This window comes from Streptomyces sp. NPDC059668, from assembly GCF_042734135.1.
In the GTDB taxonomy this organism is placed as follows: domain Bacteria; phylum Actinomycetota; class Actinomycetes; order Streptomycetales; family Streptomycetaceae; genus Streptomyces.
Genome location: NZ_JBHWEL010000030.1, coordinates 1 through 14,877, shown reverse-complemented (window position 1 = coordinate 14,877; position 14,877 = coordinate 1). Strand labels below are relative to the sequence as shown.

Genomic DNA, 14,877 nt, shown 5'->3' with positions numbered 1-14,877 from the left:
CGGTCTCGACACCAGCGGCCCCAAGCGCCGCCCGCCAGACCCGATCGTTGAAGCGGTTGCGAGCGGGGAACACCGGGGAACGACGGTCGCCCACGGACAGCACGCAACACGACGGCCCCTGACCGATGTACCTGGTCAGGGGCCGCCCCGTTCAAGAGGGTCGACCTGCCGGTCGCGACTCCGCCGGTCCCGCTGTCAGCCCGCCACGGTCACCAGACCCAGTATCACCAGCCCGACCCCCACGAACCCCAACTGCAGTCTCATGCGTCCGAGGCTCTTCCAGGGCGTGCCCCATCGTGTCCTGTGGCGCGGCGAGAACGTCACGTCTGCCCAGTCCCATATCCGCACGTCCACGCCGCGGTAGCCGCAGGCCACCACGGTGAAAGCGCTGCCCGCGATCAGTGCGAGCACCCCACGAAGAACCACGCCGTTCCTTCCCCAGCCCCATGACCTGCGTCGCCGTCGCGGCATTGTCGCAGGGGGCGACCAAGTCGGTGACAGGGCCATGACCGCGGTGGGATGATCCGCTCATGCGTGTCCGGCGAGAGGCCTGTTGGGTCCTGTGGGGGCTGTGGGTCGGCTGCCTCGTGTTCTCCGTCTGCTTCATCATCTGGTTCCTCGTGGAGGCGATCAGCCTGTACCTGGAAGCCGAGTCCTGGTGACGCGCGGCCCGCATGACGGCCGGCCCGCCCCGGAGCCGTCGGAGGGTGCTCGACCTCGACCGGCGTGGGCAACCACCGACGGGCGGACCCGGCTCACGGCCGAGACCGCGATCGCCGGAGCACGGCGGCCGCGGCCTTGGCGCGGGGAGTGCGCCCCCGTCGTAGGAGGCGCCGCCGTCACGCGGCCGTACGCCCCAGCGTGAACACCCGGGCCGCCTCCGCGACCCGGCGGCCGAGGTGCTCCGCCGTCGCGATGTCGGCCTTGTGGACGGTCTCGGGACCCTCGTCGACATTGGTCTGCGCGGCCGCGCCGGCGAAGACGCCGAGGCGGTTGAGGTCGTGCTCGGACGCCGAGCTGCTGTTCCAGCCCGGGTGCAGGCCGAGGTTGATCCAGTTCATGCCGTGCTGCGCGGCCAGGATCTGGAAGAACTGCAGGGTGTGCAGCTTGTCGCCGCTCTTGGAACCGGAGTTGGTGAACCCGGCGGCGAGCTTGTCCCGCCAGTCCTGCCCGAACCAGCGCTTCGAGGACGCCTCGGCGAAGACGTGGAAGGCGCCGGACGCCGTACCCATGTAGGTCGGCGAGCCGAAGACGATCGCGTCCGAGGCGTCGAGGCGTTCCCACTCGGCGTCGGTGATCTCGTCGACCTTGATCAGGTGGACCTCGGCGCCGGCCTCGGCCGCGCCGGAGCGGACGGCCTCGGCGAGGACGGCGGTGTGGCCGTAGCCGGAGTGGTAGGCGATGGAGACGACAGGGGTGCTCACGATGGGACTCCTCCAGGTGGTGACAACGAACAAAAGGAAAGCACTAACTTCTAGTTAGTGCAACCTCCCGGTTAGCGCTGTCCAGGAGTATGGTGATCCCATGGAAATCGCCGTGCCCGCCGCCGAGAGCGGTGAGTTTCAGGACCTCGCGTACAACGTGTTCGCGCGCAGCTGCCCGTCCCGGGGCACGCTGGAGCACGTGACCGGACGCTGGGGATCGCTCACGCTCGGCGCGCTGCACGGCGGCACGTTCCGTTTCAACGAACTGCGGCGCCGGGTCGACGGCGTCAGCGAGAAGATGCTCTCCCAGACCCTGCACGCGCTGGAGCGCGACGGTCTGGTGCACCGCGACGCCCAGCCGACGAACCCGCCGCGCGTCGACTACACCCTCACACCGCTCGGCCACGAGGTCGCGGAGCGTCTGCTCACCCTCATCCACTTCCTGGAGGGGCGCATGGACGACGTCCTGGAAGCGCGCGAGCACTACGACGAGACGCGCGGGGCCTGAGAAGGGCGAGGCTCGCGGGGGCCGGGAGCGCCGAGGGGGCCGGGAGGCGCGAGGGCGTTCGACGGCGCCGTCTGGTGGCCGCGCCGGAGGCGGTGCGGCCGTACGGCGTCGTCGTCGGCGTCAGCCGGTGACCCGGGGCGGCCGCTGGCAGCGGGGGCAGAAGTAGCTGGACCGGTTCATCCAGGCGCGCCGGCGCATGGGCGTGCCGCAGCGGTGGCAGGGTTCGTCCTCGCGCCCGTAGGCGTCGAGCGAGCGGTCGAAGTAACCGGACTCGCCGTTGACGTTCACGTACAGACTGTCGAAGCTGGTGCCGCCGACGGCGAGGGCCTCGTTCATGACGTCACGGACGTGGCCGAGGAGTTCGGCGGTGCGCGGCCGGGTGAAGCCGGCCACCGGACGTTCGTAGTGGAGCCTGGAGCGCCAGAGCGCCTCGTCCGCGTAGATGTTGCCGACGCCACTGATCAGCGACTGGTCCAGCAGGGCGCGCTTGATCGTCGTACGGCGGGCGCGCAGGGCGGTGTGGAACGCGGCATCGTCGAACAGGGGGTCGAGTGGGTCGCGGGCGATGTGCGCGATGACGTCCGGCAGGCCGTCCGGGGTGGTCTCGTGCAGGGAGAGCCCGCCGAAGGTGCGCTGGTCGACGAAGCGCAGTTCGGTGCCCTGGTCGTCGTCGAAACGGACGCGGATGCGCAGGTGCTTCTCGTCCGGGGCGTCCTGTGGCTGCACCAGGAGCTGACCGCTCATGCCGAGGTGCGCGAGGACGGAGAACGGGGAGTCGTCCAGGGGGAGCCAGAGGTACTTGCCGCGGCGCATCGCCGGTCCGACGCGCTGCCCCGCGAGCGCCTCGGCGAAGGCTTCGGCTCCCGCGAGGTGACGGCGTACGGCCCGGGGATGCCGTACCTCCGCCGAGGCGACGGTCCGCCCGCTGACCCAGCGCTCCAGGCCGCGCCGCACGACTTCGACCTCGGGCAACTCGGGCACGGCGCTCCTTCGGAAGGTGGTTGCGGGGATGCTCGAACCCCGCCGCGGCACGGACGCTGCGACGGGGTTCGGGCCCTGCGGTTACTGCGTTGCTGCTGGTGCCTCCGCGCCCGCGGGACCGCTGACACCGCCGGTGAGCGGGTTCGTGGTCGCCGCGGGTGCTGCGGGCGTTCTTGCGAAGGAATCAGGCCGTGGCCGGGTCGCTGGTCGGAGCCGAGGGGGCTTCGGAGGCCTCCTCGGCGGCCTGGGCCGCCTGCTGAGCGGCCGCCTGGGCCACCTGCTCGGCGGCCTGGGCCGACTTCGCGCGTTCGTCCGCGGCGGAGCGGATCGCACGCCACGCGGACTCCGCGGCCTGCTGCTCCGCCTCCTTCTTGCTGCGGCCGGTGCCGGTGCCGTACGAGACGCCTCCGACGCGGGCGGCAGCAGTAAAGGTCTTCTCGTGGTCCGGGCCGGTCTCCGAGACCAGGTACTCGGGTACGCCGAGCCCCTCGGTCGCGGTGAGTTCCTGGAGACTGGTCTTCCAGTCCAGGCCGGCGCCCAGGTTCGAGGACTTCTCGATCAGCGGGTCGAAGAGCCGGTGGACGAGCTCACCCGCCGCGTCCAGACCCTGGTCGAGATAGACCGCGCCGATCACCGCTTCAAGGGTGTCGGCGAGGATGGATGCCTTGTCCCGGCCTCCCGTGCCTTCCTCGCCCCGGCCGAGCCGGATGAAGGAGCCGAGTTCGAGGCCGCGGCCCACTTCCGCCAGCGCACGCGAGTTGACCACCGCGGCCCGCAACTTGGCCAGCTGGCCTTCGGGCAGGTCGGGGTGGGTGCGGTACAGCGTGTCCGTGACCACGAGGCCGAGCACGGAGTCCCCGAGGAACTCCAGCCGCTCGTTGGTCGGCAGACCGCCGTTCTCGTACGCGTAGGAACGGTGGGTCAGCGCACGCACCAGAAGGGCGGACTCGAGCTTGTACCCGAGCCGCCCTTCCAGAAGCGTGTGGGACGAGGCTGTGTTGTCCGCCTTTTTCTTGGCGTTTGTTTCCGCCTTGGCGTCAGACATCAGACCTCTCACCGGCCGCTCAGACCTCGAGGACCTGGCGCTTGTTGTAGGTGCCGCAAGCCGGGCACGCGATGTGCTGCAGCTTGGGCTCGTGGCAGCGCTCGCACGCAACCAGGGTGGGGACCGCAGCCTTCCACTGCGACCGGCGGTGGCGCGTGTTGCTGCGCGACATCTTCCGCTTCGGAACAGCCACGGCTACTTCTCCTGCTTCTCGTCGGCGTGCGCTGATGGAAGCGCGCCGCCGCTCAACTCGTCCTTCTCGCCGTCTCCGGATGAACCAGCGAGTCCCTGCAGTGCCGCCCAACGGATGTCGACGGCGTCGTGGTGGTGGTCCGGGTCGTCCGCGAGCCGGGCTCCGCACTGGGAGCACAGGCCGGGGCAGTCGTCCTGGCACACCGGCTGCATCGGCAGTGCGAGCACCACCGCATCACGCAGCACGGGTTCGAGGTCGAACAGGCCGTCCTCGATGAAGAGCATGTCCTCGTTATCCGCGGATTCCCCGGCGTCGTCGGCCGGCTCCGCTTTGGCGCGGCCCCGGTCGTCGGCGTCAGGGTACGAGAACATCTCCTGGAAGTCCGCGGCGAGCGACTGCTCGAGCGGCTCCAGACACCTTACGCACTCCCCCTCGACCTGTGCACGGGCGGTGCCTGTGACGAGCACACCTTCCATGACCGACTCGAGCCTGAGTTCGAGCTCCACCGGGGTGCCTTCCGGCACTCCGATGACTCCCTGGATCCCGAGATCCGTGGGGGCGTCGATCGTGCGGGTCAGGCGCTGCAGCGCACCAGGACGCCGGCCCAGCTCGTGTGTGTCGAACACGAGAGGGTTGCGGTGGTCGAGGTGGGTGTTCAGAGCCGTTCCTGCTTTCGATCTTCAAAAACTCGAGGGGCGCCGCCCCTGGTGTTCCCGGGCAGCGGTGATCGCGGACGTACACGCGACCGAAGAGCCAGGATACTGGACCTTTCGCTCTCGGCCCAATCCGGTGTCAGCGCCCCTGTTCGTACGCCCTCAGCTGCTCCGCGCTGATCATGGTGGTGTCGAAGAGGCTGGTCTCGTCGAGGGCGTTCGCCTGTGGGTCCAGGGCGTGCGTCTGCTGCTGCGGGTAGCCCTGCTGGCCGCTCTGGTCGTACGCGGGCTGCTGGTCGTAGCCGTGCTGCGGGTAGGCGGCGTACGGGTCGGCCTGCTGGTAGCCGTACGCGTCCTGCTGGGCGTACTGCTGCTGCGGGTAGCCGTAGGGGTCCGCCTGCTGCTGCTGGTACGCGTAGGCGTCCTGCTGCTGCGCGTAGGACGGCTGGGCCGGCACCTCGGGGGCCTGGACGGCCCGCTCGGGGACCTCCGAGAGCTCGGCGAGTCCGGCCAGGTAGTCGGCGTCGCTGGTGTGCTGGACGGGGGTCCCGTCCTCGGCGAAGGCTCCCAGGTCGCCCAGGTCGTCGCTGGCGATCCGGCCGTGCAGCTTCTGCCGGCCGCGGCCGACGGCCTCCAGGGTCTTGGCGAGGACGGCCTCGAAGGCGCCGAGCTTCACGTCTACGTAGTCGTCGGCGTTGCGGCGCAGCGTCTCGGGGTCGTGGCTGCGCTCGGGGGCGTCCTCGTCCTCGTACCCCTGCTCGTCGATGCCGGGACCGGTGCCGAGGAGCTTCTCGCGGCCCCGCCCGACGGAGCCGAGGGTCTTGGTGAGGACGACCTCGAAGTTGGCGAGCTTGGAGTCGACGTAGTCGTCGGCCTCGGCGCGGATCTCCTCGGCCTCCTGGCGGGCCTCGGCGAGAATGCGGTCCGCCTCGTTCTGGGAACGGCGGGCGACCTCGGTGTCGGAGATCAGGGAGCCGCGCTCGGCGTGCGCGGTCTCGATGATCCGTTCGGCCTCCATGCGCGCCTGCTCGACCATCTGCTCGCGGCCGCCGATGAGCTCCTCGGCCTGGGCGAGGGAGCCGGGCAGGGCCTGGCGCACCTCTTCGAGCATCGAGAGCAGCTCGGCGCGGTTGACCACGCACGAGGCCGACATGGGCATGGAACGGGCGCTGCCGACCGCCGAGACGATCTCATCGAGCTTCTTCTGCACGTCCACCGTGTGCTCGCCACTCTCTACAGCTGTGATGGAGACGGACGGGTCGACTGTACGACCACTCCCGCCCCGCCCGACACCGGGTGACGGGCTGTCAGCCCGTCAGTCCTGGCCGAGCCGCCCCTTCAGCGCCTCCAGGACCACCGGGGGTACCAGGTGGGAGATGTCGCCGCCCCAGGTCGCGACCTCCTTGACCAGCGAGGAGGAGAGGAAGCTGTAGGTGGGGCTGGTCGGGATGAAGAGCGTCTCCACGCCCGAGAGGCCGTTGTTCATCTGGGCCATCTGCAGTTCGTAGTCGAAGTCGCTGACCGCGCGCAGTCCCTTGACGATGGCGGGGATGTCCCGCTGCTTGCAGAAGTCGACGAGCAGGCCGTGGTACGGCTCGACCTGGACGTTGCCGAACTCCGCGGTGACCTCGCGGATCAGCTCGATCCGCTCGTCGACGGTGAACAGGCCCTGCTTCGACTGATTGATCATCACCACGACGTGCACGACGTCGTAGAGCCTGGAAGCGCGGGCGATGATGTCGAGGTGTCCATTGGTGATGGGGTCGAATGACCCCGGACAGACGGCGCGGCGCAACTGTGGTCCCTCGCTCTCCGGTCCGGTCATCGTGCGTCTTCGCACGTAGAGGCGGCGCGACCGTACCAAAAGGTCCCCTCGCCGTAACGACGGGCCCGCAGCGCGTCAAAACCGCCCGGCCATCCGAATTCGCCGCCTCTGGTGCTGCGCTCCACGGTGACGAGCGCATCGTCCGCGAGCCAGCCCTGCGTCCGGAGTGTGAGCAGAATCTCGCGAAGATCGTCGTCCGACACGGCGTAGGGCGGGTCCAGGAAGACGAGGTCGTACGGTTCCGCGGGCGCCGGCGCCTGGACGATCTGTTCCGCTTTGCCCGGCCTGACCTCGGCGCCGGGCAGGCCCAGTGCCTTGACGTTCTCCCGGATGACGCGGGCGGCGCGGGCGTCCGACTCGACGAGCAGGGCGTGTCCGGCGCCGCGGCTGAGCGCCTCCAGACCGACGGCGCCGGAGCCCGCGTACAGGTCGAGCACGCGCTCGCCCTCCAGCGGGCCGCCGAGCAGGGACTGCCAGGTGGAGAAGAGGCCCTCGCGCGCCCGGTCGGAGGTGGGCCGGGTGCCGGTGCCCGGCGGGACGGCCAGACGGCGTCCGCCGGCCCGGCCGGCGATCACGCGGGTCATGAGGGTCCTTTGCGCTGGTGACGTGTCGGCTGCCAGTGTCTCAGCCGGAGCCGGGATCCCGCCTCCCCGGTCAGGTCCGGGTCCGGGTCCGGGTCCGGGTCCGGCCGAGTCCGGGATGCTTCCCGGGCCGGGCCGCCGAGCCGCTCCGGGGCGGGCCGAGCCGTCTCGAACCGGTCCGGGGCGAACCGGTCCGGGGCGAACGTCAGGGCATTGGGCCTGCCCGGGGCGAGCCGGTGCGGATCGGGCCGGTCGCCGGCCGGCCCGTCGGCGCCCTCCCCCCTCCCGTCGGCCCTCGTCGGTGGTTCCGTCAGCCCTTGTCGAGATACCCCTCGCGCTCCTCGTCCAGGAGCGCCTCCAGGGCGGTTCGCAGGCCCGGGAGGCCGGCGAGCTCCGGGTCGGCGGCGACGACCGCGGCCGCCTCCTCGCGGGCCTCGGCGATGATCTCCTCGTCCTCGATGACGGTGAGCATGCGCAGCGACGAGCGGACGCCGGACTGGGCCTGGCCCAGGACGTCGCCCTCACGGCGCTGTTCGAGGTCGATGCGCGAGAGTTCGAAACCGTCGAGTGTGGACGCCACCGCGTTCAGCCGCTGACGGGCCGGGCTCGCCTCGGGCATCTCGCTGACCAGCAGGCACAGTCCGGCGGCGGAGCCACGGCCCACCCGGCCGCGCAGCTGGTGGAGCTGGGAGACGCCGAACCGGTCGGCGTCCATGATCACCATCGCCGTGGCGTTCGGCACGTTCACGCCGACCTCGATGACGGTCGTGGCGACCAGGACGCCGGTCTCGCCCGCGGCGAAGCGGCGCATCACGGCGTCCTTGTCGTCGGGTGGCATACGGCCGTGCAGGACCTCCACCCGCAGTCCCCGGAGGGGGCCCTCGGCCAGCTGCTGGGCGATGTCGAGGACGGCGAGGGGCGGGCGCTTCTCGGCCTCGTCCTCGGGCGACTTCTTCTTGGCGCCCTTCTTCGGGTCGTCCTCCTCGTCCCCGATGCGGGGGCAGACCACGTACGCCTGATGGCCGTTGTCCACTTCCTCGCGCACGCGCTCCCAGGCGCGCGCGAGGAAGTGCGGCTTGTCCGCGGCGGGGACGACATGGCTGGCGATCGGTGAGCGCCCCGCGGGGAGCTGGTCGAGGACGGAGGTCTCCAGGTCGCCGAAGACGGTCATCGCCACCGTGCGGGGAATGGGCGTGGCGGTCATCACCAGCAGGTGCGGGGGCTGCTTGCCCTTGCCGCGCAGGGCGTCGCGCTGCTCGACGCCGAAGCGGTGCTGCTCGTCGACGACGACCAGGCCCAGGTCGTGGAACCGCACCTTGTCCTCGATCAGCGCGTGCGTGCCGATGACGATGCCGGCCTCGCCGGTGACCAGGTCGAGCAGCGCCTGCCGGCGCCCCGCCGCCCCCATCGACCCGGTGAGCAGCACGACCTTGGTGGAGTGCTCGACGCCGCCCAGCGTCCCGCCCTCGGCCAGCTCCCCCATCATCTCGGTGACCGACCGGTGGTGCTGCTGCGCGAGCACTTCGGTGGGCGCGAGCATCACGGCCTGCCCGCCCGCGTCGACGACGGCGAGCATGGCGCGCAGGGCGACCATCGTCTTGCCGCTGCCCACCTCTCCCTGGAGCAGCCGGTGCATCGGGTGTTCGGTGGCGAGGTCGTCGAAGATCTCCTTGGAGACCTTCTGCTGGCCTTCGGTGAGGGTGAAGGGAAGCTTGGCGTCGAAGGCGGCGAGCAGGCCGTCCGGCCGGGGTCTGCGGGCGACGGCGGGGAGTTGGGCGTCGGCGTGCCGGCGGCGGGCCAGCGCCACCTGGAGGACGAAGGCCTCGTCCCACTTGAGGCGGGCGCGGGCGTCGCCGATGTCCGCCTTGGTGTGCGGACGGTGGATCTTCAGCAGGGCCTCGGGCAGGGAGACGAGGCCACGGCCCTCGCGCAGGGAGTCCGGCAGCGGGTCGACGGCTTCCTGGGCACTGGGCAGCACCGTCTGGACGGCTTTGGCGAGCTTCCAGGACTCCAGCTTGGCGGTGGCCGGGTAGATCGGGATGAGCGCGCCCGCCCAGGAGTCGACGCTCTCGACCGCCTCGTCGCCGTCGCCGCGCAGCGGCTCGTACGCCGGATGGGCCAGCTGGAGGCGGTGGTTGAAGACGGAGACCTTGCCCGAGAACATCGCGCGGGTGCCGGGCAGCAGGTCCTTGTGGGGTTTGTGCACGCCGTTGCCGAAGAAGACCAGCTGGAGGCGGCCGCTGCCGTCCGTGATGGTCACCTCCAGACGCTGGCCCTTGCCGCGGGGCGCCTTGGAGGAGGCGAAGGTGAGCAGGCGCGCGTCGGCGACCTGGGCGACCACCGTCACATGCTCGTCCATGGGCAGGTCGGCGAGGTGGGTGAGCTGGCCGCGCTCCTCGTATCTGCGCGGATAGTGGTGCAGGAGATCACCGACGGTGTGCAGGCCGAGATGCTCGGCCATCACCTTCGCGGTGGGGGGACCGAGCACCTTCTTCAGTGGTTCATCGAGCGCGGGCACGAGATCCATTGCACACCACACCACCGACAATGCCGTATACGTCCTGGGAATCCGCTGGTCAGACGGCTCGTTCCGGGCCTAGGATGACGCGCTCCGGACCTCTTCGCGGTCACCGTCCGCCGGGACCGCCCGACCCCGCGCCGTCGCCCGTCCCCCCACCCTCGGCGCAGCGACGATGGACTCCCAGACCTCACAGCCCTCCCAGGCATCCCCGTCACCCCATTCGTTCCAGGTCGACCTGCGTGGTCTGGTGGACCTGCTCTCCCATCACCTGTACTCGAGCCCCAAGGTCTATCTGCGCGAACTGCTGCAGAACGCCGTGGACGCGATCACCGCCCGGCGTGCCGAGCAGCCGGACGCGCCCGCCACCGTGCGGCTGCACGCGGCGGACGGCACCCTGCGCGTGGAGGACTCCGGCGTCGGGCTCACCGAGTCGGACGTGCACAGCCTCCTCGCGACGATCGGGCGCAGCTCCAAGCGGGACGACGGCATCCAGGCGGCCCGCTCCGACTTCTTGGGCCAGTTCGGCATCGGACTGCTGGCGTGCTTCGTGGTCGCCGAGCGCATCCGCGTCGTCAGCCGCAGCGCCCGGACGCCCGACGCGGCGCCCGTGGAGTGGACGGCGACCGACGACGGCTCGTACACCGTGCGCACGCTGCCGCACGAGGCCCGCACGGAGCCGGGCACCACCGTGCACCTAGTGGCGCGCGCCGGAGCCGGCGAGTGGCTCACCGAGGAGCGGGTGCGGTCACTGGCCCGCGACTTCGGCTCCCTGCTGCCGTACGACGTACGCGTCGGCGACGAGGCGATCGCGGACCTTCCCGCGCCCTGGGACCGCGCCCACCCGAGCCCCGGCACCCGCAGGGTGGCCCTGGCCCGGCACTGCCGCGAGCTGTTCGGCTTCACGCCGCTGGACTCGATCGAACTGAACGTGCCGCTCGCGGGGGTACGGGGCGTCGCGTACGTCCTGCCGACCGCGGTCAGCCCCGCGCAGCGCGCGAGCCACCGGGTGCATCTGAAGGGCATGCTGCTGACCGAGCGGGCCGAACAGCTGCTGCCGGACTGGGCGTTCTTCGTACGCTGTGTCCTGGACACCGACAGCCTGCGGCCCACCGCGTCCCGCGAGTCGCTCTACGAGGACGAGACCCTGGCGGCCGTGCGCGAGGCCCTCGGCGAGCGCATCCGGTCGTGGCTGACGGGACTCGCGGCGGGTGACCCGGAGCGGCTGGCGGCCTTCCTGTCCGTCCACCACCTGGGCGTGAAGTCACTGGCGCGGCACGACAACGAGATGCTGCGCACGATGCTGCCCTGGCTGCCCTTCGAGACGACCGACGGACGGCTGTCCCTGGAGGAGTTCGCGCAGCGCCACCCGGTGGTGCACTTCACGCGCACGGTGGAGGAGTACCGCCAGGTCGCGCCCATCGCCTCCGCGCAGGGCATCGGTGTCGTCAACGGCGGCTACACCTACGACAGCGAGCTGGTGGAGGCGCTGCCCTCGGTCCGTCCGGGCTCGGTGGTCTCGGAGCTGGACGCCGACACCGTGACGGCGCACCTGGACGCGGTCGATCCGGCCGAGGAGCTGGCCCTGTCCGGCTTCCTGGCGGCCGCGCGGGCCAAGCTCGACCCGCTGGGCTGCGACGTGTCACTGCGCGCCTTCCACCCGCTCTCGGTCCCGGCCCTGCACCTGGACGACCGGGCCGCGCGTCACGAGCAGGCCCGCGCGGAGGCCGAGGAGCAGGCCGACGACCTGTGGGCGGGCATTCTCGGTTCGCTGCGCGGCAGCGCCCCCCGCGCGCGTCTGGTGCTCAACCATCTCAACCCGCTGATCCGCCGGATCAGCTCGCTGAACGACCCGGAGCTGATCGGCACCGCCACGGAGTCCCTCTACGGCCAGGCCCTCCTGATGGCGCAGCGCCCGCTGCGGCCCGCGGACTCCGCGCTCCTCAACCGCGCGTTCATCGGCCTCCTGGAATGGGCCACCCACACCGATCCCGAGGAGGACGACCGCCGATGAGCGCCCCGGCCATGGACTTCGACACCCTGCGCCAGGCGATGGCGGAGAACTACGAGCAGCCGGAGGGTCCCGCGCGCAACGCGCGCGCGGAACAGCTGCTCGCCGAGGCGGAGAAGCTGGACGTCCCGCTCGCCGTGATCGAGGCGCTCGGACACCAGCTGAAGGTCTACAACTACAGCTCCGAGAAGGACAGGATGTTCGTCCCCTTCGCGCGCCTGCTGCGCCTGTGGGACGAGCACCCCGAGGACTTCGACGAGTACGAGATCCACTCGCTGCACTGGGTCTTCAAGTGGATGTCGGCCGGCATGCTCGACCAGCCGCACATCCCGCTCGCCTCCATCGAGAAGTGGCTCGGCGAGATGGAGTACCGCTACCGGCTCGCTGGTCATTCCGAACGGGCCGTGCGCGGTGCCGAGTTCAGTGTGGCCGCGCACCTGGGGGACCTGGAGCGCGCGGAGCGGGCCTATGCCGCCTGGCTGGCCGCCGACCGGGACAGCATGGCGAACTGCCACGCGTGTGAACTGCACAGCCAGGGCTGGTGGCGGGCCGAGCGCGGCGCCGACACGGAGGCGCTGGAACTGTGGCGCCCGGTCCTGGAGGGCGAGCACAGCTGCGCCCACGAGCCGCACACCGTGCTGGCGTCCTCCCTCGTCCCGCTGCTGCGCCTGGGCCGACCGGAGGAGGCCCGCGCCCATCACCTCCGGGGCCTGCGTCTGGTGCGTCCGATGGAGAGCATGCGCGCGGCCTACGCGGACCACGTGGAGTTCTGCGCGCTGTCGGGGAACGAGGCGCGCGCCCTGGAGCTGCTCGCCGAGCGGCCTGCCTACTTCACCGACTCCGGCGACCCCCGCAGCAAGCTCGACTTCATGGCCGTCACCGCCCTGGTGATGGACCGCCTGACCGGGCTCGGTCTCGGCGGTCGGACGGTGCCGGGACCGGCCGGGCGCGCGTGGACCGCCGGCGAACTCGCCGTCCACGCGCGCGAGCAGGCCCTTTCCCTCGCGGCGCGGTTCGACGCGCGCAACGGCACGTCGTACGTCAGCGAGCGGGCACGGGCGCGGATGGACCAGCGGCCGCTGGTGGACCGGCTGCCGCTGGGCGTGCGTTCGGCACGGCACGTACCGCCGGCCCCGACCGCCGAGGCCGCGGGTCCCGGATCGGTCCCGGAGCCGGCCGCGCCGCCGCGGCCGGGGGACGACGGCCCGGCGCGGGTCACCGGGGCGGACCTGCCCGAGCTGCTCGCCGAGGCCCGGCGGCTGTCGCAGTCCCGCAGCCCGGACGCCGTGGCGGCCTGGGCCGCGGTCTCGCGCGCCGCCGAGGGCCGGGAGCTGGAGGTCCGCGACCGCGCGGAGATCGCCGACCACGCGGCGATGGAGCGCGGGCCCGAGGGCATCGAGCTCTTCCACGAGGCCGCGGAGCTCTACGACGCGGCGGGCGATCCCGGCGAGGCGCTCGCCGCCCGGGCCCGCGCCGCGTACGTCCTCGCCCTCGTCGGCGGGTCGCAGGAGGCGCTGGCGGCCGTCACCGAGTTGCACGGGAAGGCTCTCGCTCTCCTCGCGGACGGCGGGACGGGGGTGTCGCAGGCGGCTTCCGTGCTGATCGGGCGGGCCCGGATCCTGGTGCATCGGGTACAGGAGGGCGACGACGCGGACGGGTCCGGGCCGGGCCACGCCGACGAGGTCCGGGCCGCCGAGGCGGCCGTACGGGAGCTGCTGGCGCTCGCCGAGCCGCACGTCGAGGACGTACGGATGGCCTCGCGGGCGGCGGAGGCCCAGGCGATGCTCGGCGAGCTCGCCGCGCACTCCGGGGACGCCGGGGCCGCCGCGGAACTGCTCGGACGGGCGGCGGAGGCGTTCGTGGCGGCCGGGCTGCCGTCGTTCGCCGTGGAGTACGAGTCCCGGCTCGCCGGAATCGCCCGGCAGCTGGGCGACGCGGAGGGCGCCGAGCGGGCGGCGCGGGCCGCGCTGGAGCACGGCGGGCCCCGTCTGGAGCCGATGGGGCAGGCGCAGCTGCACCTCCAGCTCGCCGAGATCCTCGGCGACACCGAGCGGTCCGCGGCCGCCGCGGACCACGCGCTGGAGGCCGCGCACTGGGCCGACGAGGCGGGGCAGGGGCCCACGCTCGGGGCCTGGGCCCGTCACCAACTGGGCGGTTTCCTGCTCCGGCAGGGACGTTGGGCCGAAGCGGCGGAGATCCTGGAGTCGGCGCTGCCCGACCTGACCGCCGACATGCACGGCGACGGCGCGATCGTGCAGACCCGCTGGTGGCTCGGCGACTGTCTCACCGAGCTCGGCGAGCACCGTGCCGCGGCCGAGAACTGGCTGCGGGCCGCGGACATCGCCCGGCACTGGCCCGAGCAGCGCGACCACGCGATGCTCGCCCATCTTGCCGCCGAAGCGCTCGGCCGTGCCGGGCTGCCCGGCGAGTCCGAGCGGGCGTACGCCCGGGCCGGTGACCTGTGGCGGGAGCTCGGCAACGTGCACGCGCTGGTCCGGTCGCTGCGGGCACGGGCCTGGGCGTCCCTGCGGACGGGGGCGGGGCTGGACGGGGCGCGGGAGCTGATGGCGACGGCGGTGCGGGAGTGCGAGGAGGGGGTGCGGGCGGTTTCCGAGGCGGAGGCCGGACAGGACCCGCGGGTCCCGCTCCGCCTGGTCTCGGAACTCGGCCACACCCACCGGCAGTTCGGCGACCTCGTCGCCCGGTCCGTCACCGACGACGTGGAACAGGACGCCGCCCGGGGGCTCTTCGAGGAGGCGTTGGGGCAAGTCACGCTGGCCGTGTCGGTGTTCGCGTCCCTGGGGGACGAGGCGGTCGACGCGCGGACCGGGGCGGAGCTTGCCGCGGGGTGGTTGGAGGCGGACCTGCTCCGGCCCGCCGCCGCGGCTGCGCGGGCGCGGGGTGTTCTGTCCGCCTACGCCGGGGCGTCGGAGGGGGACGAGATCGCGGGGGCGCGGTGTGCCGAGGCCGAGAACATGCTGAGGGTGACGGAGGAACGGGGCGAGGAGTAAGGGGTGAGGTGGGGGGGTGACCGGGACGGGCTTCTTTCGCCCCCGCCGCCCCTACCCGTCCCATCCTGTCCCTGGGGCTCCGCCCCGGACCGGGGGCGTATAAACAACAGTCGCGGCCGACCGCAAA

At 72.0% G+C, this 14,877-nt stretch carries 14 protein-coding genes; 4 read left to right on the top strand and 10 right to left on the bottom strand.

Translation table 11 applies throughout. The features are described from left to right. Positions 1-195 precede the first annotated feature (195 nt). Entirely contained in the window at positions 196-426 is a 231-nt protein-coding gene (locus ACFV2J_RS22085) for a hypothetical protein (protein WP_385083691.1), read from the bottom strand. A gap of 104 nt (positions 427-530) precedes the next feature. Here ACFV2J_RS22085 and ACFV2J_RS22080 point away from each other — a divergent pair, with 104 nt between their 5' ends. Continuing rightward, positions 531-662 (top strand): hypothetical protein, encoded by a 132-nt coding sequence (locus ACFV2J_RS22080; RefSeq protein ID WP_385083690.1) that lies wholly within the window; start codon positions 531-533, stop codon positions 660-662. Between the two features lie 177 nt (positions 663-839). Here the strand turns inward: ACFV2J_RS22080 and ACFV2J_RS22075 are convergent, their stop codons facing one another. After that, a complete protein-coding gene (locus ACFV2J_RS22075; protein WP_385083689.1) occupies positions 840-1,424 on the bottom strand; it encodes a flavodoxin family protein in 585 nt (194 codons plus the stop codon). Between the two features lie 100 nt (positions 1,425-1,524). Between ACFV2J_RS22075 and ACFV2J_RS22070 the strand changes: the two genes are divergently transcribed. Beyond that, positions 1,525-1,932, top strand: coding sequence for a winged helix-turn-helix transcriptional regulator (locus ACFV2J_RS22070; RefSeq protein ID WP_385083688.1), 408 nt, complete (start codon positions 1,525-1,527; stop codon positions 1,930-1,932). Positions 1,933-2,052: 120 nt separating this feature from the next. Here ACFV2J_RS22070 and mutM read toward each other — a convergent pair whose 3' ends face one another. The 8 genes from mutM to recG form a co-directional block, all read right to left on the bottom strand. Then, positions 2,053-2,913, bottom strand: a complete 861-nt coding sequence (gene mutM, locus ACFV2J_RS22065) for a bifunctional DNA-formamidopyrimidine glycosylase/DNA-(apurinic or apyrimidinic site) lyase (RefSeq protein WP_385083687.1) — start codon at positions 2,911-2,913, stop codon at positions 2,053-2,055. 184 nt (positions 2,914-3,097) lie between these two features. Beyond that, positions 3,098-3,958 carry a ribonuclease III gene (rnc, locus tag ACFV2J_RS22060; RefSeq protein ID WP_385083686.1) on the bottom strand — a complete coding sequence of 287 codons (861 nt, stop codon included), beginning with the start codon at positions 3,956-3,958 and terminating at the stop codon, positions 3,098-3,100. A gap of 19 nt (positions 3,959-3,977) precedes the next feature. Beyond that, positions 3,978-4,151 carry a 50S ribosomal protein L32 gene (rpmF, locus tag ACFV2J_RS22055; RefSeq protein ID WP_006139588.1) on the bottom strand — a complete coding sequence of 58 codons (174 nt, stop codon included), beginning with the start codon at positions 4,149-4,151 and terminating at the stop codon, positions 3,978-3,980. A 2-nt stretch (positions 4,152-4,153) separates the two neighbouring features. Continuing rightward, the gene (locus tag ACFV2J_RS22050) at positions 4,154-4,810 is read right to left on the bottom strand and encodes a YceD family protein (RefSeq protein WP_385083702.1); all 657 of its coding nucleotides are present in this window, start codon (positions 4,808-4,810) and stop codon (positions 4,154-4,156) included. Positions 4,811-4,943: 133 nt separating this feature from the next. Beyond that, entirely contained in the window at positions 4,944-6,020 is a 1,077-nt protein-coding gene (locus ACFV2J_RS22045) for a cell division initiation protein (RefSeq protein ID WP_385440131.1), read from the bottom strand. 99 nt (positions 6,021-6,119) lie between these two features. After that, on the bottom strand, positions 6,120-6,599 hold the full coding sequence (gene coaD / locus ACFV2J_RS22040) for a pantetheine-phosphate adenylyltransferase (RefSeq protein ID WP_211118255.1): 480 nt from the start codon (positions 6,597-6,599) through the stop codon (positions 6,120-6,122). Between the two features lie 26 nt (positions 6,600-6,625). After that, positions 6,626-7,213, bottom strand: a complete 588-nt coding sequence (gene rsmD, locus ACFV2J_RS22035; protein ID WP_385083685.1) for a 16S rRNA (guanine(966)-N(2))-methyltransferase RsmD — start codon at positions 7,211-7,213, stop codon at positions 6,626-6,628. A 307-nt stretch (positions 7,214-7,520) separates the two neighbouring features. Next, the gene (gene recG, locus ACFV2J_RS22030) at positions 7,521-9,737 is read right to left on the bottom strand and encodes an ATP-dependent DNA helicase RecG (protein WP_385083684.1); all 2,217 of its coding nucleotides are present in this window, start codon (positions 9,735-9,737) and stop codon (positions 7,521-7,523) included. A gap of 166 nt (positions 9,738-9,903) precedes the next feature. Between recG and ACFV2J_RS22025 the strand changes: the two genes are divergently transcribed. Together ACFV2J_RS22025 and ACFV2J_RS22020 are read left to right on the top strand one after the other, a co-directional pair. After that, positions 9,904-11,742, top strand: coding sequence for an HSP90 family protein (locus tag ACFV2J_RS22025; protein ID WP_385083683.1), 1,839 nt, complete (start codon positions 9,904-9,906; stop codon positions 11,740-11,742). After that, on the top strand, positions 11,739-14,750 hold the full coding sequence (locus ACFV2J_RS22020) for a tetratricopeptide repeat protein (protein ID WP_385440127.1): 3,012 nt from the start codon (positions 11,739-11,741) through the stop codon (positions 14,748-14,750). Before ACFV2J_RS22025 ends, ACFV2J_RS22020 begins: the two co-directional genes overlap by 4 nt. Positions 14,751-14,877: the final 127 nt, after the last annotated feature.

Excerpts from the sequence above, each read along its gene's own strand:
- ACFV2J_RS22080 (WP_385083690.1), top strand. The coding sequence starts at position 531 with ATGCGTGTCCGGCGAGAGGCCTGTTGGGTCCTGTGGGGGCTGTGGGTC.
- ACFV2J_RS22070 (WP_385083688.1), top strand. The coding sequence starts at position 1,525 with ATGGAAATCGCCGTGCCCGCCGCCGAGAGCGGTGAGTTTCAGGACCTC.
- rnc (WP_385083686.1), bottom strand. The coding sequence starts at position 3,958 with ATGTCTGACGCCAAGGCGGAAACAAACGCCAAGAAAAAGGCGGACAAC.
- rsmD (WP_385083685.1), bottom strand. The coding sequence starts at position 7,213 with ATGACCCGCGTGATCGCCGGCCGGGCCGGCGGACGCCGTCTGGCCGTC.
- recG (WP_385083684.1), bottom strand. The coding sequence starts at position 9,737 with ATGGATCTCGTGCCCGCGCTCGATGAACCACTGAAGAAGGTGCTCGGT.
- ACFV2J_RS22025 (WP_385083683.1), top strand. The coding sequence starts at position 9,904 with ATGGACTCCCAGACCTCACAGCCCTCCCAGGCATCCCCGTCACCCCAT.
- ACFV2J_RS22020 (WP_385440127.1), top strand. The coding sequence starts at position 11,739 with ATGAGCGCCCCGGCCATGGACTTCGACACCCTGCGCCAGGCGATGGCG.